Source organism: Extensimonas perlucida, from assembly GCF_007655255.1.
Classification (GTDB): Bacteria; Pseudomonadota; Gammaproteobacteria; order Burkholderiales; family Burkholderiaceae_C; genus Extensimonas; species Extensimonas perlucida.
On sequence record NZ_VMYE01000009.1, the window covers coordinates 110,694 to 127,408 of the forward strand.

Below are 16,715 nucleotides of genomic sequence, written 5' to 3' on the forward strand. Positions count from 1 at the left end.
CGACCACAGAACAGCCAATTCACCCAAAGGACGAACCATGCAAGAAATCCTGGATCAACTCGAAAAAAAGCGCGAACGTGCGCGCCTGGGCGGCGGGCAAAAGCGCATAGCCATGCAGCACGCCAAAGGCAAGCTCACGGCGCGCGAGCGCATCGAGCTGCTGCTCGACGACGGCACTTTTGAAGAATGGGACATGTTCGTCGAGCACCGCTGCACCGACTTCGGCATGGAAAACAACAAGACGCCGGGTGACGGCGTGGTCACGGGCTACGGCATGATCAACGGCCGCCTGGTGTTCGTCTTCAGCCAGGACTTCACCGTGTTCGGCGGCGCACTGTCGGAGGCGCATGCGGAAAAAATCTGCAAGATCATGGACCAGGCCATGAAAGTCGGCGCCCCCGTGATCGGCATCAACGACTCGGGCGGCGCGCGCATCCAGGAGGGCGTGGCCTCGCTCGGCGGCTATGCAGACGTGTTCCAGCGCAACGTCATGGCCAGCGGCGTGATCCCGCAAATCAGCCTGATCATGGGCCCGTGCGCGGGCGGTGCGGTGTATTCGCCGGCCATGACGGACTTCATCTTCATGGTCAAGGACAGCAGCTACATGTTCGTGACCGGCCCCGAGGTGGTCAAGACCGTGACGCACGAGGAGGTCACGGCCGAGGAGCTCGGCGGCGCGAGCACGCACACCACCAAGAGTGGCGTGGCCGACATGGCGTTCGAGAACGACGTCGAAGCCCTGCTCATGCTGCGGCGCCTCTACAACTACCTGCCGCTCAACAACCGCGAAAAACCGCCCGTGCGCAAGAGCAAGGACCCGGCCGAGCGCATGGACCTGAGCCTCGATACGCTCGTGCCCGACAACCCGAACAAGCCCTACGACATGAAGGAGCTGATCCACAAAACGGTGGACGACGGCGACTTTTTTGAACTCCAGCCCGAATATGCGAAAAACATCGTGATCGGCTTTGGCCGCATGGAAGGCCAGACCGTGGGCATCGTGGCGAACCAGCCGCTGGTGCTCGCAGGCTGCCTGGACATCAAGAGCAGCACCAAGGCCGCACGCTTCGTGCGCTTTTGCGACGCCTTCAACATCCCCGTGATCACCTTCGTCGATGTGCCCGGCTTCATGCCCGGCACGGCGCAGGAATACGGCGGCATCATCAAGCACGGCGCCAAGCTGCTCTACGCCTTTGCCGAATGCACCGTGCCCAAGATCACCGTGATCACGCGCAAGGCCTACGGCGGCGCCTACGACGTGATGAGCTCCAAGCACTTGCGCGGCGACGTCAACCTGGCCTGGCCCAACGCCGAAATCGCCGTGATGGGCGCCAAGGGCGCGGTGGAGATCATCTTCCGCGAAGACAAGAACGACCCCGAAAAACTCGCCGCGCGCGAGGCCGAATACAAGGCGCGCTTCGCCAACCCCTTCGTCGCCGGCGCGCGCGGCTTCATCGACGACGTGATCCTGCCGCACGAAACGCGCAAGCGCATCTGCCGCAGCCTCGTGATGCTGCGCAACAAAAAGCTCGAGAACCCGTGGAAGAAGCACGGGAACATTCCGCTGTGAAGAAGTTTCGGTGTGGCTTCTGACGCCACACACGATCCAGCAACTGAAAAGCATCATTCAGCAACACGGGTCATAACCATGTTCAAAAAAATCCTCATCGCCAACCGCGGCGAAAACGGTCGCGCGGCGGTCGTTTCGTCAAATCGCCTGCCGCAGCCCGCGCTGCGCGCTGCTACACGCTGTCACATTGCTTGAGGAGTCCAAAACCATGTTTTCCAAAATCCTGATCGCGAACCGGGGCGAGATTGCGTGCAGAGTCATTGCCACGGCCAAAAAAATGGGCATCGCCACCGTCGCGGTGTATTCCGACGCCGACAAGGACGCGCGCCATGTCAAGCTCGCCGACGAGGCCGTGCACATCGGCCCGCCGCCCAGCCGCGAGAGCTATCTGCGCGCCGACAAAATCATCGCCGCGGCCAAGCAGACCGGCGCGCAGGCCATCCATCCGGGCTACGGCTTTTTGAGCGAAAACGAGGCCTTCGCCAGGCAGGTCGAAGAAGAGGGCATCGTCTTCATCGGCCCCAAGCACGCGGCCATCGCCGCTATGGGCGACAAGATTGCGTCCAAGAAGCTCGCCCAGGAGGCCAAGGTCAACACCATCCCCGGCTACAACGAGCCCATCGCGGGCCCTGAGCAGGCGGTGGAGATCGCGCGGCAGATCGGCTACCCCGTGATGATCAAGGCCAGCGCGGGCGGCGGCGGCAAGGGCTTGCGCGTCGCGTTCAACGACAAAGAGGCTTTCGACGGCTTTGCAAGCTGCCAGAACGAGGCGCGCAACAGCTTTGGTGACGACCGCATCTTCATCGAAAAGTTTGTCGAGCAGCCGCGCCACATCGAAATTCAGGTGCTCGGCGACGCCTTTGGCAACGTGGTCTATCTGAACGAGCGCGAATGCTCGATCCAGCGCCGCCACCAAAAGGTCATCGAAGAAGCCCCGTCGCCCTTCATCAGCGAGGCCACGCGCAAAGCCATGGGCGAGCAGGCCGTGGCGCTGGCCAAGGCCGTGGGCTACCAGAGCGCGGGCACGGTGGAGTTCGTGGTCGGCAAGAACCAGGACTTTTACTTCCTCGAGATGAACACGCGCCTGCAGGTCGAGCACCCAGTGACCGAGTGCATCACGGGGTTGGACCTGGTCGAGCAGATGATCCGCATCGCCGCGGGCGAAAAGCTCTCCTTCACACAGGCCGAGGTCAAGCGCGAGGGCTGGGCCATCGAGTGCCGCATCAACGCCGAAGACCCGTTTCGCAACTTCCTGCCGAGCACGGGGCGGCTGGTGCGCTTTCAGCCGCCCGAGCAGACCATGTTCCAGGCCGACACGAGCAAGCGCTACGGCGTGCGCGTCGATACGGGCGTCTATGAGGGCGGCGAAATCCCTATGTATTACGACTCGATGATCGCCAAGCTCATCGTGCACGGCAGCGACCGGCAAGACGCCATCGCCAAGATGCGCGAGGCGCTCAACGGCTTCGTGATCCGCGGCATCCACAGCAACATCCCGTTTCAGGCAGCATTGCTTGCACATCCCAAATTTCTCAGCGGCGACTTCAACACCGGCTTCATCGCCGAACATTACGCGCAGGGTTTCCGCGCCGAGGACGTGCCGCACGAAGACCCGCTGTTCCTGGTCGCACTCGCGGCCTATATGAACCGGCGCTACCGTGCGCGCGCTTCGGGCATCAGCGGGCAGCTCGAAGGGCACGAGGTCAAGGTGGGCGAGCAGTTCGCGGTGGTCGTGCTCGGCGCGCAGGGCGAGCACCTGTACCACGAGGTCTCGGTCACCGATTTTGAAGACAAATCGGGCTCCAGCCTAGTTACAGTGGGCGCAAGAAGCTACCAAATCAGCAGCAATGCAACGCTGGGCCAGATTCGCGTGCAAGGCCAGTGCAACGGCAAACCCTTCACCGCGCAGGTCGAGCGCGGCACGCCCAAGAACCCTCTGGCGCTGCGCGTCGCGCACAATGGCACGCAGATCGACGCGCTGGTGCTGTCGCCGCTGGGCGCGCGCCTGTACCAGCTCATGCCCTACAAGGCGCCGCCAGACATGTCCAAATACCTGCTTTCGCCCATGCCGGGGCTGCTGGTGGATGTGGCCGTGGAGCCGGGGCAGAAAGTGGAGGCTGGTGAAAAGCTCGCCGCGATCGAGGCCATGAAAATGGAAAACATCCTGTTCGCGGCGCGCGACGGCGTCGTGGGCAAAATCCACGCACAAAAAGGCGAATCCCTCGCCGTGGATCAAATCATTCTGGAGTTTGCTTGATGAACACCGCTGCCGAACAAACCATCACCGTGCACCGCACTTCCGTCCCCGCTGCAAATCCCGCACCATCCAGTGGCCCTTGGACGGTCGAAGCCATCCAGGCGCTGCTCGACAAGCCCTTGCTCGATCTGGTCTATGAGGCGCAGACCGTGCACCGCCAGCACTGGCCCGCGGGCGACATCGAACTTGCCACGCTGCTGTCGGTGAAAACCGGCGGCTGCCCGGAAAACTGCGGCTACTGCCCGCAGTCAGCGGAATTCGACACCGGCGTCAAGGCGCAAAAGCTCATGGAGGTCGATGAAGTCGTGCACGCCGCGCAGGCCGCCAAGGACGCCGGCGCCACGCGCTTTTGCATGGGCGCGGCCTGGCGCGCGCCCAAAGACCGCGACATCGAAAAAATGAGCGAACTCATCAGCGCCGTCAAGGAACTGGGCCTGCAAACCTGCGCCACGCTGGGCATGCTCGAAGCGCACCAAGCGCAGGCGCTGCGCGACGCAGGGCTGGACTACTACAACCATAACCTCGACACCGCGCCCGAGTATTACACCGACGTGGTGAGCACGCGCGCCTACCAGGACCGCCTCGACACGCTGCGCAACGTGCGCGCGGCTGGCATCAGCGTGTGCTGCGGCGGCATCGTGGGCATGGGCGAAGCGCCCGTGCACCGTGCGGGCCTGATCGCGCAGCTCGCCAACCTCGATCCGTACCCTGAATCGGTGCCCATCAACAGCCTGGTGCGCGTGCCCGGCACGCCGCTGGCCGATAGCGACCCGATCGACCCACTCGACTTCGTGCGCGTGATCGCCGTGGCGCGCATCACCATGCCCAAAGCGCGCGTGCGCCTCTCGGCCGGGCGCCAGCAGCTCGGCGAAGCAGTGCAGGCGCTGTGCTTCATGGCCGGCGCGAATTCGATTTTCTACGGTGAAAAGCTGCTCGTCACGGGCAACCCCGACACCGAGGCCGACGAGCAGCTGCTCGCCAAGCTGGGCCTGCGCGGCCACCGCACCACGAGCACCGAGGCGCACGACCTGCACCACCATCATCACCATGGCGAAGGAGCATGCGCATGAGCGAAGCCAACACCAGCGCGGCAGCGCAGCAGCGCCCCTTCAAGGTGCTGGGCATACAGCAGATCGCGATTGGCGGCACCGACAAGCAGCGCATGAAGCGCCTGTGGGTGGACATGTTGGGCCTCACGCAGACCGGCACCTTCCAGAGCGAGCGCGAAAACGTCGATGAAGACATCCTCGCCATGGGCAGCGGCGCCTACAAGGTCGAGGTGGACATCATGCAGCCGCTCGACATCGACAAAAAACCGGCGGTGCACACCACGCCGCTCAACCACATCGGCTTGTGGATAGACGATCTGCCCAAAGCCGTAGCCTGGCTCACGGCGCAAGGCGTGCGCTTTGCGCCGGGCGGCATCCGCAAGGGCGCCGCCGGTTACGACATCTGCTTTTTGCACCCCAAGAGCAATGAGGAATTCCCCATTGCGGGCGAAGGCGTGCTGATCGAACTCGTGCAGGCGCCGCCCGAGGTCATTGCGGCACTGGGCTGATTCTCGATATTCCTAAAATAATAGCTGCCAGCGCTTTACCATCAAGCGCTGGCAGCCATTTTTATCTGCAAAAAACGGACTTCAGGATTTCTTTTCCATCGGGCAGGTGTTCATGCCCAGCAAGCTGTAGAGCGGGCAGAACTTGAACAGGCCCGTGAGCAGCGGCACCACGCCGATCCAACCCCACCAGCCTACCGTGCCGGTGGCGGCCAATAGGATCAATACGAGACCAACGACGATACGCAGGATGCGATCGATTCCCCCAACATTGACTTTCATGCTTTCCTCCTTGGTGCTTCGATGCTTGGAAAAGCGCCTTGCGCCATCGTGGCAAGGCAGGGGAGGGCAGCGGTGCGCAGCATCTCGGGAAACGCCCCACTGCCATGTGCACTATTTGAGGCGCTGCCCCGTCGAGTCAAGCACTTGCAGCTCGATCGGGATGCCCTGGCCCACGCTCTGCGTCACAGTGCAAAAAGCCTCAAACTGACCGAGCACGCGGTCGAGGTGTTCGAGCTGGCCCGCGGGTACGCCCAGGTGCATGATGGCCGTGATCTTGAGCACGCGCACACGGCCCTCGGCGTTGCGCCCAACCTCACCCGTCACGCTGGCGCGCAGCGGCTCGGGGTTTTGCTTGAATTTGCGCAGCGCAAACAGCAGCGAATCGCTCAGGCAATTGCCCACGGCCGCGCACAGCAGTTGCACCGGCGTGGGCCCCATGCCCGTGCCCAGCGGCGGCGGCTCGTCGGTGGTGAGGCCGGGAATGCCGGGGCCGAAATCGACATCGAAGCGGTAGTCTTGCCGCTGCTTGAGTTCGACGGTGACGATTTTCTCGCTCATGGGGTTCTCCTCGTTCGTTGTTGGGCCGTGGTAGCAGGCTGGGTTGCAACCCAGCCTACATCGGCTGCCGCCCTACCTCGTTTCTACCGCGCTCAACCCCGTTCGATAGGCCTTTGCAACTGCAGCGCCACGTTCGCCGCCGAGCCGCCGTTGATGGCCTGGCGGTAGCCAAGCTGGCGCATGGCGTCGCAGGCCATGCCAGAGCGCGCACCCGAGACGCAATACAGCACGATGGGTGCGTCCTTGTCGGGCGCGACGCGGGCGATGTCTTGCATGAAGCGCTCGAGCGGCAGGTTGATGGCGCCGCGCACATGGCCGGCCATGTATTCGCCGGGCGAGCGCACGTCGAGCAGCACCAGACGCTCAAGCTCCGGGGCTTCGGGGCGGTTTTCGTCGGGGGGCGCGGAAGGGGTAGGACTCATGGAGCTTGTTCCTGGATTTTCCTGAGAGAGCGCAGTCAATGTTCGAGTCTGTGGATACCCAGCAATTTGAGCACGTATTTTTCGTAAATCGGCTCGGAGCTGCCGGTTTTCATCTTGTAGAGGAAGTATTTCTCGAATGCAACCTTGGACCAGTGCACCCATTTGCCCATTTTGAACCAGTTGGTGTTGCGCGGCGGGATCTGGGGCAGGGCGACGAAGGCGGCGCCCGTGTCGCCCATGTCGGCAAGGCAGATCGCGTTCCAGCTACCCTTGGCAGTGCCGGTTTTGCCTTCGAGGTCGGCGGCGATGTTGTGCACGATGGCGGTGATCATGGTTTCGATCATGTAGCCCGTCTTAGGCGCACCCGTGGCCACGGGCGTGACCTCGACGGGCGGGATCGCCACGCAGACGCCGGCTGAGAAGATGTTGCGGTACTTCTTGCTGCGCTGGTATTCGTCGATGATGACGAAGCCGCGCGGGTTGCACAGCCCCTCGACGGCCGCGACGGCGTCCACACCGCGAAAGGCCGGCAGCATCATGCTGAACTTGAAGGGCAGCTCGTGCTCCTTCTTCACCTGGCCGTTCTCGTCGAGCTCGGTGACGAACATCTTGCCCGGCTCCACGCGCGTGACCTTGGCGTTGGTGATCCACTTGATGTCGTTGCTGCGCAGGGCGCTTTCCATGAGCAGCTTGGAGTCGCCCACGCCACCCAGCCCCAGGTGGCCAATGTAGGGCTCGCTCGTGACATAGGTGATGGGCACCTTCTTGCGCAGCTTGCGGCGCTGCAGGTCTTTGTTGAAGATGAACGAAAACTCGTACGCCGGCCCGAAGCACGAGGCGCCCGGCATGGCGCCTATGATGGCCGGCCCCGGGTCTTGGAGGAATTCCTGGTAGTCGGCCCAGGTCTGCTCGGCGTGATCGACCGTGCAGATCGAGCGGGTGTGGCCACCGGGGCCCGAGCCGGGCACTTCGTCGAAGGCGAGCTTGGGGCCGGTGGTGATGACCAGGTAGTCATAGGCCAGGCGCTCGCCATTGGCAAATTCGAGTGCATTGCCTTCGGCGTCTATGCGTGTGACCAGCTGGGCCACGAAGCCTATGCCTTTTTTCTCGAGGTGTGGGCGGATCGGAAAGGTGATGCCGTCGCGTTTGCGCCAGCCCACGCCCACCCAGGGGTTGGAGGGCACGAACTGGAAGTAATCCACCGTATTGACCACGGTGATCTGGTGTGCTTTGTCCAAGCGTTCGCGCAGCTCGTAGGCTGCAGGCATGCCGCCGGTGCCGGCGCCGAGAACGACGATATGGGCCATTTTGAGTCTCCTTGGGGCAAAAAATCGGGGTGGATCAATGCTGCAGCAGCGCGTTCACGCTCTGTAACTGGGCTTCATCGAGCTGGCCTGCCAGGGCCTGCAGGCGCAGCCGATTTTGCAGCGTTTCCGTGCGTGCTTGCAGCCAAGCCAGGCGCGCGGCGTCGGCGTCGTTTTCGGCGTTGAGCAAATCCAGCGTGGTGCGGTCGCCCACTTCGCGCCCAAGCCGCGTGGCGGCAAGGCGGGCCTCGCTCGCGGTGACGGCTTCGGCCAGCGCGGCCACGCGTGCCTGCGCGGTCTGCAGGGCCAGCCAGGCTGCGCGTGTCTGCTGGCTGACTTGCTGGCGCGTGAGTTCGACCTCGGCACGCGCCTTGTCTTCGAGGCGCAGGGCTTCTTCGAGCTTGGCGCTGCGCATGCCGCCCGTGTAGAGCGGCACATTGAGCTGCAGCCCGATCATGTGTTGCTTTTGCGTGGTGCTGCCCGAGCCGAAATTGCCGTCGCCCTGCAAGCGGTCGCGCCCCGCCTGCGCGACCAGGTCCAGCGTGGGCGAGGAGGCGGCACTGAATTTTTTGACCTCTTGCTGCGCCGCCTGTGCCTGGGCCTGCTGCAGACGCAGCTGCGGGTTGTTGGCGAGCGCGAGCGCGATCCACGCGTCCAGCGACTGCAATGCAAATGCGTTGATCTCGGCTGCAGGCGGCAGCACCTGTAGCGTGTCGGGCACGAGACCCGTGGCGTCGGCCAGCGCATTGCGCGCGAGCTGCCATTCGCTTTGGGCGGCCAGCACCTGCGCCTGCAGGCTGCGCGCGCGCGCCGTGGCTTCGTGCGTGTCGGTGATGGGGGTGTCGCCGAGCGCGTAGCGCTCCTTGGCTTCGGCCAGCGCGTGCTCGACGGCGGTTTGCTGCTGGCGCAGCAGAGCGAGCTTGCGCTCGGCCAGCACGAGATCGAAATAGCGCTGTACGGTGCGCAGCATCACGTCCTGCTGCGCAGCCTGCCAGCCGATTTCGGCCGCGGAGGCGGCGATGTCGAGCTGCGCGCTCTGCGCGCTGCGCTCACCGTGGATCAAGGGCTGGCGTGCGTTCACGGCCCATTGCGTGGCCGTGCCGCTGTGCACCGAGGTGCCGAACGACACGCCGTTCGAAGTGCCCATACCCGGCGCCGAAAATTGCGCGCCGCGGATGTCCGTATCCGCGGTGCGCTGTCCAACACCGCCGCTGAAGCCTAGGTTCGGGCGCCAGAGCGCGCGCGCCTGCTCGCGCTGCGTGGCGCCTGCGGCGCGCGCCGCTTCGGCCACAGCCATTTGCGGATCGTGCGCACGCGCGGCCTGCCAGACTTGCAACAAATCGGCCGCATGTGCGCCCGAGACGCACAACGCCAGCAGGGCGGCGGTGGGCAGTGCCTTCATGCGCATGCGCATCTCCTGCTCAGCAGCCGCCCGGGACGCCGAGCTTGCGCAGGAGGGAATCCATCAGGCACCACTTGGTGAATCCGCTTTGCAGCAGGTTGAGCCCAATGAAGGCCGTGAACGCGAGCCACCACTGGCTCACGAAAATCGGGCTGCCCGGGATGCCGAGCGCCAGGGAAAGCAGAATGAATGTGCCTGCGATCACGCGCACGAGTTGCCAGCTGGTCATGAGAATGCTCCTTCAGAGTGAGTGGTTGACGAAGTATCCGCCTTGGCTTTGCGGTGATACGCCATGTAATACAGGGTCGGGATCACCACCAGCGTCAGCAGGGTGGAAACGAAGATGCCGAAGATCAGTGAGATCGCAAGCCCGTTGAAGATCGGGTCGTCGAGGATGAAAAACGCCCCGATCATCGCGGCGAGCGCGGTCAGCAAAATGGGCTGCGCGCGGATGATGGCCGCCTGCACGATGGCGTCCTTGAGCGGCACGCCCGCGCGCTCTTGCAAGTGGATGAAGTCCACGAGCAAGATCGAATTGCGCACGATGATGCCCGCGAGCGCGATCATGCCGATCATGCTCGTGGCCGTGAATTGCGCGCCGAGCAGCGCATGCCCTGGCATCACGCCGATGATGGTCAGCGGAATCGGCGCCATGATGATCAGCGGCATCAGGTACGAGCCGAACTGCGCCACCACGAGCAAGTAGATCAGCACCAGGCCCACGGCGTAGGCCAGGCCCATGTCGCGGAAGGTCTCGTAGGTGATCTGCCACTCGCCATCCCACTTGAGCGCGTAATCGCGCAGCGCGTCGTCGGGCTGGCGGATGAAGTATTCGACCATAGGGCTGCCGCTGGGCGTGGGCAGGCGCGCGATGTCGGCGCGCATCTTGAACATGCCGTAGAGCGGGCTGTCCACCTTGCCCGCCATGTCGCCGACGACGTAGCTCATGGGCAGCAGGTCTTTGTGATAGACGGGCTGCTCGCGCAAGGTGTCGCTCACGGTGACCAATTCACGCAGCGGCACGAGCTGCCCGCTGGCGTTGCGCACCGTGAGCTGCAGCAGCGCGTTCAAGTCACCCTGGCTTTCTTCGGGCAGTTGCAGCGTGATCGGCGCCGGGTATTTGCTCGCGTCGTGCAAATACGTGGTGTCCGCACCCGCGAGGCCGGCGCGCAAGGTGGCCACAATGGCTTGCTGCGGGATGCCCAGCAAGGCGGCCTTGCGCCGGTCCACGAGCAGGAGTTTGCGCGGCGCGCTCTCGATATTGCTGTCGTCCACATCGACGATATCGGGCGTTTTCTCGAACACGGCGCGCACGGCGCGCGCCATGTCGCGCCGGCCTTGCGCCTCAGGGCCGTAGATTTCTGCCACGATGGGCGAGAGCACGGGCGGGCCGGGCGGCACTTCGACCACTTTGACGTTCGCACCAAAGCGCTTGCCGATCTGCTGCAGCGCGGGCCGCACGCGCGTCGCGATCACGTGGCTCTGGTCGCTGCGCTCGTGCTTGTCCACCAGGTTCACCTGAATGTCGCCCACCTCGCCGCCGGCGCGCAGGTAATACTGGCGCACCAGGCCGTTGAAGTTGATCGGCGCCGCCGTGCCCGCATACGCCTGGTAGTCGGTGACCTCGGGCACGGTGGCCAGGTAAGCACCGAGCTCGTGCAGCACCGCCGCGGTCTGTTCCACCGGCGTGCCCGCAGGCATATCGACCACCACCTGGAACTCGGACTTGTTGTCGAGTGGCAGCATTTTGAGCAGCACGAACCCCGTGACGGGCAGCGCCACCGATACGGCGATCAGCAGCGCGACGCCCAGGCCCATCAGGCGCCGATTGCGCTTGCCGCTGCGCTCGTCGAGCAGCGGCGTGAAAATACGCTCGAATACCGGCGCAAGCCTTGCCGTAAGCGCGGAATGCGCTATGGATTTGGATAATTCGCCAGAGCTTTGCGCGCCTGTATGGGCGCCGCCGTGGTGCGCCTTCATCCACAGGCGCGACAGCCAGGGCGTGACGGCGAAGGCAATCGAGAGCGACAGCAGCATGCCCATGCTCGCGTTGATCGGGATCGGGCTCATGTACGGCCCCATGAGGCCCGAAACGAAAGCCATGGGCAGCAGCGCGGCGATCACCGTGAGCGTGGCAAGTATGGTCGGCCCGCCGACTTCATCGACGGCGCCGGGGATCAGTTGCACGAGCGTCTTTTCGGGGTGCAGCTGCTGGTGGCGGTGGATGTTTTCCACCACCACGATCGCGTCATCGACCAGGATGCCGATCGAGAAAATCAGCGCAAACAGCGACACGCGGTTGAGCGTGAAGCCCCAGGCCCACGAGGCAAACAGCGTCGCGGTCAAGGTCAGCACCACGGCGGTGCCGACGATCGCGGCCTCGCGCCGCCCGAGCGCGAGGAACACCAGCACCACCACCGACACGGTGGCAAAGAGCAGCTTTTGGATCAGCTTTTGCGCCTTGTCGTTGGCCGTGGCGCCGTAATTGCGCGTTTCGGCGACCTGCACGCTGTCGGGAATGATGGTGTTGCGCAACTGGCCCACGCGCTGCATCACGGCGTCGGCCACGTTGATGGCGTTCTCACCGGGCTTTTTGGTGATGGCGATGGTCACGGCCGGGTATTCGCCGCCGCCGGCTTTTTGCGCAAAGCCATACCACACATAGCGGCTCGGGGGCAGGGGGCCGTCGCGCACCTCGGCCACGTCTTGCAGGAATACGGGCTTGCCATTGCGCACGCCCACCACCAGCTCGGCCACGTCGCGCGCCGTGCTCAAAAACGGCCCGGCTTCCACTGCCACGGCCTGGTTTGCGCTGAGCAAGTCGCCCACCGGCAGGCCCATGTTGGCCGACTGCAGGGCTGCGCGCAGGTCTTGCACCGTGACGCCCGCACCCGCCATGCGCGCCGGATCGAGCCGCACGAGCACGGCGCGCCCCGGCCCGCCCACGGTCTGCACCTCGCGCGTGCCCGGCACGCGCTTGAGCTCCACCTCCATGCTGTGCGCCACGCGCTCGAGCGCAAAAGCGCCTTGCTCCGGATCCTTGCTGTAGAGCGTGAGCGTGACGATGGGCACGTCGTCTATGCCTTTGGGCTTGATGATGGGGTCGAGCACGCCGAGGTCGCGCGGCAGCCAGTCGCTGTGCGTGCGCAAGGTGTCGTGCAGGCGCACCAGCGCGTCGATGCGCGCCACGCCCACCTTGAACTGCACCGTGAGCACCGCCAACCCCGGGCGCGAGACCGAGCTCACGTGCTCCACGCCCACCATTTGCGCGAGCACCTGCTCGGCTGGCGTCGCCACCATCTGCTCCACGTCGGCCACGCCCGCCCCCGGGAAGGGGATCAGCACGTTGGCCATGGTGACGTTGATCTGCGGCTCTTCCTCGCGCGGCGTGACGAGCACCGCAAAAACGCCGAGCAAAAACGCCACGAGCGCGAGCAAGGGCGTGATCTGCGCGCTCTGGAAAAGCGTAGCAATGCGGCCCGAGATTCCGAGGGAGGAGGGGGTTTCCGTGCGCATGTCGGTACACCCTTTCAACGCATCTTGGCCGCAGCTTGCGGATCGGTGGCGACCTTGTCGCCGGCGCGCAGGCCACTCAACACCTCGACCTGCGTGCCGTCGCTGTAGCCCAGCCGCACCTGGCGCAGCAGCGGCCGCCCTTGCGCGTCGAGCACGTACAGGCCCGTCATTTCTGCGCGGCGCACGATGGCACTGGCGGGCACCAGGAATTGCTGGCCCACGGCTTGTTCAGCTGCTTGCCCAGCCTCTTTTGCGGCCGGCGCTGCGGCATCGGCACCGCCTTGCCATGCCACGCGCGCGAACATGCCCGGCAGTGCACCTTGCACCTGCGCGGGCAGCGGCACGCGCAGCTGCACCGTGTGCGTGGCCGCATCGAGCGCCGGGAAACGCTGCACCTGCGCCGTGGGCACCGACAAGCGCGCCACCTTGGCGCCGGGAACGTCCACTTCGACGGCAGACGCCTGCGCCAGCGAAGCCGCGGCAGACTGTGCGACCGTGGCCGTCACGCGCAGCGCGGACGGGTCATACACGCGCACCAGCGGCCGCCCCGGCATGGCCATGTCGCCCAACACCACGGGTACTTCGCTCACGATGCCGGCGTAGGGCGCTTTGAGCACATAAAACCCCGACTGCGTCTGCGCGGCGCCAGCCTGCGCCTGCAAAGCCTGCACCTGCGCCTGTGCCGCCTCCCACTGGGCCTTGGCGCGGTCGAGCGCGGCCTGGCTGATGTAGTGCTTTTGGGCGAGCTGCTTTTGCCGCTCATACTCCTTGGCGGCCACGTCGAGCTGCGCACGCGCGGCTTGTACCTGCGCCGCGCTCGCCGCCGCATTCTGGTTGGCCGCGCGCGCATCTATGCGCAGCAATTCCTGCCCAGCCTGCACCTTGTCACCGACCTTCACGTGTAACGCGACCACCGCGCCTTGCACCTGCGCGGCCACCTGCGTGTCGCGCACCGCCTCGACCACGGCCTCGGCGCTGACGCGCTGGCCTTGCCGGGCCGGCGCCTGGACTTGGTACGTCGCCAAGGTAGCCGGCTGCGCGGCCAAGGCACCGTTGACGGCCCCGCCGAGCACCATGCACGCGGCGACGAGATCACGAGTTTTCAGCATTCGACCCTCCATGCCCAGCAAGCATCGATTCCAACACATTCCCGACAGATTTTGCATTATTTAGCTAATCAGCTAAATATGCAACGAGTTTATCATAGCGTCTGCGCGAAATTTGCGAGAGCTCATCATGCCCATGAAAGACCTCCCTCCCGAAGCCCTGGGCCAAGTGGCAGCATACTTCCAGGCGCTGTCCGAGCCGACGCGGCTGCGTATCTTGAACATGCTCCATGACGGCGAGCGCAGCGTAGGCGAGCTTGCGCAGTTGTGCAACTGCACCGCCGCCAACATCTCACGCCACCTCGCGACGCTGGCCAAGCACGGCCTCGTCACGCGCGAGGGCCGCGGCACCAGCGTTTACTACCGCATCGCGGACGAATCGGTCTATGCGCTGTGCGACCTCGTCTGCGGCAACATCGCCCAGCAGCTCGAACGCTCGGCGCAGCGGCATGCGATGTTTACGGGAACGAGAGGGGCATGAAGCCGCGACCGAGCACAGAGTTCGTACGTACTCCCGTTTCTGCATCAGTTAATTAACATAATACAAATCGTATTTGATAAATTGATAAGCCGCCCGACAGTGCGGCCTTCCTCAGAAAGCCCCGACCCAAACTATGTTTGGGCCTACCATCCGGTCTGTGGCGTCCTGCATGTGCCACGAAAGCCAAATTTTCACCCAGCGACACCAACACACCATGCGAATCCTTCACACCATGCTGCGCGTCGGCAACCTGCAGCGCGCCATCGAGTTCTACACCAAGGTGCTGGACATGCAACTGCTGCGCACCTCGGAGAACCCCGAATACAAATATTCCCTGGCTTTTCTGGGCTACGAGGGCGGCAACCCGGCGCAGGCGGAGATCGAACTCACCTACAACTGGGGCGTCGAGAGCTACGACCACGGCAATGCCTATGGACACATCGCCATCGGCGTGCCCGATGTCTATGCGGCCTGCGAGCGCATTCGCGCGGCCGGCGGGCAAGTCACGCGCGAGCCGGGGCCCGTCAAGGGCGGCACCACGGTGATCGCTTTCGTCACCGACCCTGACGGCTACAAGATCGAGCTCATAGAGCGCCCCGACGACAGCAAGAGCGGTCAAGGTTTGCGCTGAGAGTCTTCTCTACGCATACGTCATGCGTTTGATTGTAGTAACATTACTACATTTCTCCGATGAAGGGATCAGCATGACCATCACGACGCTGTCCAGCCGAGAGCTGAATCAAGACGTTACGCGCGCGAAGAAGGCGGCCCAGAACGGCCCCGTATTCATCACAGATCGCGGCAAGCCTGCGCATGTGCTGTTGAGCATTGAGGAATATCAACGTCTCACACATCAACGCCGCAACATCGCCGATGCGCTGGCCATGGCGGATGTAGCAGACGTCGATTTCGAGCCGCAGCGCGTAACCATCGAGACCCGTTCGGCTGGGTTTTGATGATGTACGTTCTCGACACGAATGTGGTCTCCGAGCTGCGAAAGGTACGCGCCGGCAAGGCGGACTCGAAAGTTGCGGCCTGGGCGCAAAGCGTGGACGCTGCGGATCTGTTCGTGTCCGCCATCACCATCATGGAGTTGGAGCTTGGTGTCTTGGCGATGGAGCGCAAGGACGCCACCCAAGGGGCACTGCTGCGCACCTGGCTGGAGCGGTATGTGCTGCCGGAGTTTTCCGCTCGGACACTGCCCGTTGATACGGCCGTGGCGCAGCGCAGCGCCCGGCTGCACGTGCCTGACAGGCGCAACGAGCGTGACGCGCTGATTGCCGCCACGGCTCTGGTGCACGGCATGACCGTAGTCACCCGCAACGTGGCCGATTTTCAGCCTACCGGGGTGGCTATCTTGAACCCCTGGGAGCCCAGCGTGACGGACTCCCCTGCACGAACGCGGTCGTAAACCATCCTGCGCATGGGCAGAAACGGCTTTATTCCACCGGGCGCGCTATCCACTGCGCGATGATGTCCACAGCCTCTTGCTCCATGCCGATGAAACCGTGCCAGTGGAAAGCTTCGCAAGGATCGCCCGTTGGGTTTTCGCCTCCTTGCACCATGACGAGCTTTTTCCCGCTTGCGTTTTTGAGCCCGCGCAGGATCGCTGGCACTTCATAGGGCCGGCACAGTGGGCAGGCGTCTTTTTCGTGGTGCAACACCAGCACGGGCACTTTGATCGCAGCCAGGTCTTGTTTGGGGATGGCGCCGGGCTTGTTGTAGTTGACGACGCTGGAAGTCAGCACCAAGCCTGCGAACTCTCCTTGCCAGCGAATGCCTGCAGCCGTCGCAGAAACGGTGCCGCGGCTGGTGCCCACGAGCCATACCGGGGTGTCGGCCTGGGTTTTGATGAAGTCCAGCACTTTGTGCACATCGGCCATGTGCGCTTCGCTGGTGCGGTCGGTGTAATCGAGCTCGCGCAAGTCGCTGGGGCGCCCGAAGATCGCGACGTTGAAGCCCTTGGCGACGAACAATGGCGCCGAGCGCACGAGGAAGTTGCCGCTGGTGGCCCTGCCCTCCTCGACCTTGCCAAAGCCACCGCCACCGCCCGGAAACAGCAGCAGCGTGGCTTTGGCGTTGGTGGCGGGCTCCCAGAACAAGGTGGTGACGACGCCCTCGCGCGTGGGTAGCTTGAGCAGCGTGCCGGCCATTGCCCCCAAGGGCGCCCCAAGCAGTCCAAGGCAAACGATGAACAGGCCCCAGGCCCAGCGCGTTCCACTGCGCAAAAAACAAAGTGCTTGCATGGTGAGTTTCGAGCAA

18 protein-coding genes are annotated in these 16,715 nt (G+C 64.1%); 9 read left to right on the plus strand and 9 right to left on the minus strand.

What is annotated here, in order from left to right; translation table 11 throughout:
- Positions 1–37: 37 nt before the first annotated feature.
- The 5 genes from FK527_RS09830 to FK527_RS09850 are packed head-to-tail and all read left to right on the plus strand — an operon-like array spanning position 38 to position 5,385.
- Positions 38–1,570, plus strand: coding sequence for an acyl-CoA carboxylase subunit beta (locus tag FK527_RS09830; protein WP_144732890.1), 1,533 nt, complete (start codon positions 38–40; stop codon positions 1,568–1,570).
- A 12-nt stretch (positions 1,571–1,582) separates the two neighbouring features.
- Positions 1,583–1,765, plus strand: a complete 183-nt coding sequence (locus FK527_RS09835) for a hypothetical protein (protein ID WP_144732893.1) — start codon at positions 1,583–1,585, stop codon at positions 1,763–1,765.
- A gap of 13 nt (positions 1,766–1,778) precedes the next feature.
- On the plus strand, positions 1,779–3,827 hold the full coding sequence (gene accC / locus FK527_RS09840) for an acetyl-CoA carboxylase biotin carboxylase subunit (RefSeq protein ID WP_144732896.1): 2,049 nt from the start codon (positions 1,779–1,781) through the stop codon (positions 3,825–3,827).
- A complete protein-coding gene (bioB, locus tag FK527_RS09845) occupies positions 3,827–4,897 on the plus strand; it encodes a biotin synthase BioB (RefSeq protein ID WP_144732899.1) in 1,071 nt (356 codons plus the stop codon). Before accC ends, bioB begins: the two co-directional genes overlap by 1 nt.
- Positions 4,894–5,385 carry a VOC family protein gene (locus tag FK527_RS09850; RefSeq protein ID WP_144732902.1) on the plus strand — a complete coding sequence of 164 codons (492 nt, stop codon included), beginning with the start codon at positions 4,894–4,896 and terminating at the stop codon, positions 5,383–5,385. Before bioB ends, FK527_RS09850 begins: the two co-directional genes overlap by 4 nt.
- 81 nt (positions 5,386–5,466) lie before the next feature.
- Here the strand turns inward: FK527_RS09850 and FK527_RS09855 are convergent, their stop codons facing one another.
- From FK527_RS09855 to FK527_RS09890, 8 genes are all read right to left on the minus strand, one after another.
- Positions 5,467–5,664, minus strand: a complete 198-nt coding sequence (locus FK527_RS09855; protein ID WP_144732905.1) for a YgaP family membrane protein — start codon at positions 5,662–5,664, stop codon at positions 5,467–5,469.
- 111 nt (positions 5,665–5,775) lie between these two features.
- Complete coding sequence (locus FK527_RS09860; protein ID WP_144732908.1) at positions 5,776–6,222, minus strand: OsmC family protein; 447 nt, start codon at positions 6,220–6,222, stop codon at positions 5,776–5,778.
- 92 nt (positions 6,223–6,314) lie between these two features.
- Entirely contained in the window at positions 6,315–6,644 is a 330-nt protein-coding gene (locus tag FK527_RS09865) for a rhodanese-like domain-containing protein (RefSeq protein ID WP_144732911.1), read from the minus strand.
- Positions 6,645–6,679: 35 nt separating this feature from the next.
- A complete protein-coding gene (locus FK527_RS09870; protein ID WP_144732914.1) occupies positions 6,680–7,951 on the minus strand; it encodes an NAD(P)/FAD-dependent oxidoreductase in 1,272 nt (423 codons plus the stop codon).
- 34 nt (positions 7,952–7,985) lie between these two features.
- Positions 7,986–9,356, minus strand: coding sequence for a TolC family outer membrane protein (locus FK527_RS09875; protein ID WP_342778967.1), 1,371 nt, complete (start codon positions 9,354–9,356; stop codon positions 7,986–7,988).
- A 13-nt stretch (positions 9,357–9,369) separates the two neighbouring features.
- The gene (locus FK527_RS09880) at positions 9,370–9,579 is read right to left on the minus strand and encodes a YgaP family membrane protein (RefSeq protein ID WP_114483749.1); all 210 of its coding nucleotides are present in this window, start codon (positions 9,577–9,579) and stop codon (positions 9,370–9,372) included.
- Complete coding sequence (locus tag FK527_RS09885; RefSeq protein ID WP_144732920.1) at positions 9,576–12,866, minus strand: efflux RND transporter permease subunit; 3,291 nt, start codon at positions 12,864–12,866, stop codon at positions 9,576–9,578. Before FK527_RS09885 ends, FK527_RS09880 begins: the two co-directional genes overlap by 4 nt.
- Before the next feature lie 14 nt (positions 12,867–12,880).
- On the minus strand, positions 12,881–13,975 hold the full coding sequence (locus FK527_RS09890; protein WP_246072739.1) for an efflux RND transporter periplasmic adaptor subunit: 1,095 nt from the start codon (positions 13,973–13,975) through the stop codon (positions 12,881–12,883).
- A gap of 133 nt (positions 13,976–14,108) precedes the next feature.
- Here FK527_RS09890 and FK527_RS09895 point away from each other — a divergent pair, with 133 nt between their 5' ends.
- The 4 genes from FK527_RS09895 (at position 14,109) to FK527_RS09910 (ending at position 15,864) form a co-directional block, all read left to right on the plus strand.
- The gene (locus FK527_RS09895; protein ID WP_144732923.1) at positions 14,109–14,453 is read left to right on the plus strand and encodes an ArsR/SmtB family transcription factor; all 345 of its coding nucleotides are present in this window, start codon (positions 14,109–14,111) and stop codon (positions 14,451–14,453) included.
- A gap of 214 nt (positions 14,454–14,667) precedes the next feature.
- Positions 14,668–15,084, plus strand: coding sequence for a lactoylglutathione lyase (gene gloA / locus FK527_RS09900; protein ID WP_222116147.1), 417 nt, complete (start codon positions 14,668–14,670; stop codon positions 15,082–15,084).
- Positions 15,085–15,157: 73 nt separating this feature from the next.
- Positions 15,158–15,409, plus strand: coding sequence for a type II toxin-antitoxin system Phd/YefM family antitoxin (locus tag FK527_RS09905; protein ID WP_144732928.1), 252 nt, complete (start codon positions 15,158–15,160; stop codon positions 15,407–15,409).
- Entirely contained in the window at positions 15,409–15,864 is a 456-nt protein-coding gene (locus tag FK527_RS09910; RefSeq protein WP_186298422.1) for a type II toxin-antitoxin system VapC family toxin, read from the plus strand. The genes FK527_RS09905 and FK527_RS09910 overlap by 1 nt, the downstream gene beginning before the upstream one ends.
- 28 nt (positions 15,865–15,892) lie before the next feature.
- Here the strand turns inward: FK527_RS09910 and FK527_RS09915 are convergent, their stop codons facing one another.
- On the minus strand, positions 15,893–16,699 hold the full coding sequence (locus FK527_RS09915; RefSeq protein WP_246072740.1) for an alpha/beta hydrolase: 807 nt from the start codon (positions 16,697–16,699) through the stop codon (positions 15,893–15,895).
- Between the last annotated feature and the right edge of the window lie 16 nt (positions 16,700–16,715).

Excerpts from the sequence above, each read along its gene's own strand:
- FK527_RS09865 (WP_144732911.1), bottom strand. The coding sequence starts at position 6,644 with ATGAGTCCTACCCCTTCCGCGCCCCCCGACGAAAACCGCCCCGAAGCC.
- FK527_RS09885 (WP_144732920.1), bottom strand. The coding sequence starts at position 12,866 with ATGCGCACGGAAACCCCCTCCTCCCTCGGAATCTCGGGCCGCATTGCT.
- FK527_RS09915 (WP_246072740.1), bottom strand. The coding sequence starts at position 16,699 with ATGCAAGCACTTTGTTTTTTGCGCAGTGGAACGCGCTGGGCCTGGGGC.
- FK527_RS09910 (WP_186298422.1), top strand. The coding sequence starts at position 15,409 with ATGATGTACGTTCTCGACACGAATGTGGTCTCCGAGCTGCGAAAGGTA.
- FK527_RS09905 (WP_144732928.1), top strand. The coding sequence starts at position 15,158 with ATGACCATCACGACGCTGTCCAGCCGAGAGCTGAATCAAGACGTTACG.
- accC (WP_144732896.1), top strand. The coding sequence starts at position 1,779 with ATGTTTTCCAAAATCCTGATCGCGAACCGGGGCGAGATTGCGTGCAGA.
- gloA (WP_222116147.1), top strand. The coding sequence starts at position 14,668 with ATGCGAATCCTTCACACCATGCTGCGCGTCGGCAACCTGCAGCGCGCC.
- FK527_RS09860 (WP_144732908.1), bottom strand. The coding sequence starts at position 6,222 with ATGAGCGAGAAAATCGTCACCGTCGAACTCAAGCAGCGGCAAGACTAC.
- FK527_RS09830 (WP_144732890.1), top strand. The coding sequence starts at position 38 with ATGCAAGAAATCCTGGATCAACTCGAAAAAAAGCGCGAACGTGCGCGC.
- FK527_RS09875 (WP_342778967.1), bottom strand. The coding sequence starts at position 9,356 with ATGCGCATGAAGGCACTGCCCACCGCCGCCCTGCTGGCGTTGTGCGTC.
- bioB (WP_144732899.1), top strand. The coding sequence starts at position 3,827 with ATGAACACCGCTGCCGAACAAACCATCACCGTGCACCGCACTTCCGTC.
- FK527_RS09870 (WP_144732914.1), bottom strand. The coding sequence starts at position 7,951 with ATGGCCCATATCGTCGTTCTCGGCGCCGGCACCGGCGGCATGCCTGCA.
- FK527_RS09890 (WP_246072739.1), bottom strand. The coding sequence starts at position 13,975 with ATGCTGAAAACTCGTGATCTCGTCGCCGCGTGCATGGTGCTCGGCGGG.
- FK527_RS09880 (WP_114483749.1), bottom strand. The coding sequence starts at position 9,579 with ATGACCAGCTGGCAACTCGTGCGCGTGATCGCAGGCACATTCATTCTG.
- FK527_RS09895 (WP_144732923.1), top strand. The coding sequence starts at position 14,109 with ATGAAAGACCTCCCTCCCGAAGCCCTGGGCCAAGTGGCAGCATACTTC.
- FK527_RS09850 (WP_144732902.1), top strand. The coding sequence starts at position 4,894 with ATGAGCGAAGCCAACACCAGCGCGGCAGCGCAGCAGCGCCCCTTCAAG.
- FK527_RS09855 (WP_144732905.1), bottom strand. The coding sequence starts at position 5,664 with ATGAAAGTCAATGTTGGGGGAATCGATCGCATCCTGCGTATCGTCGTT.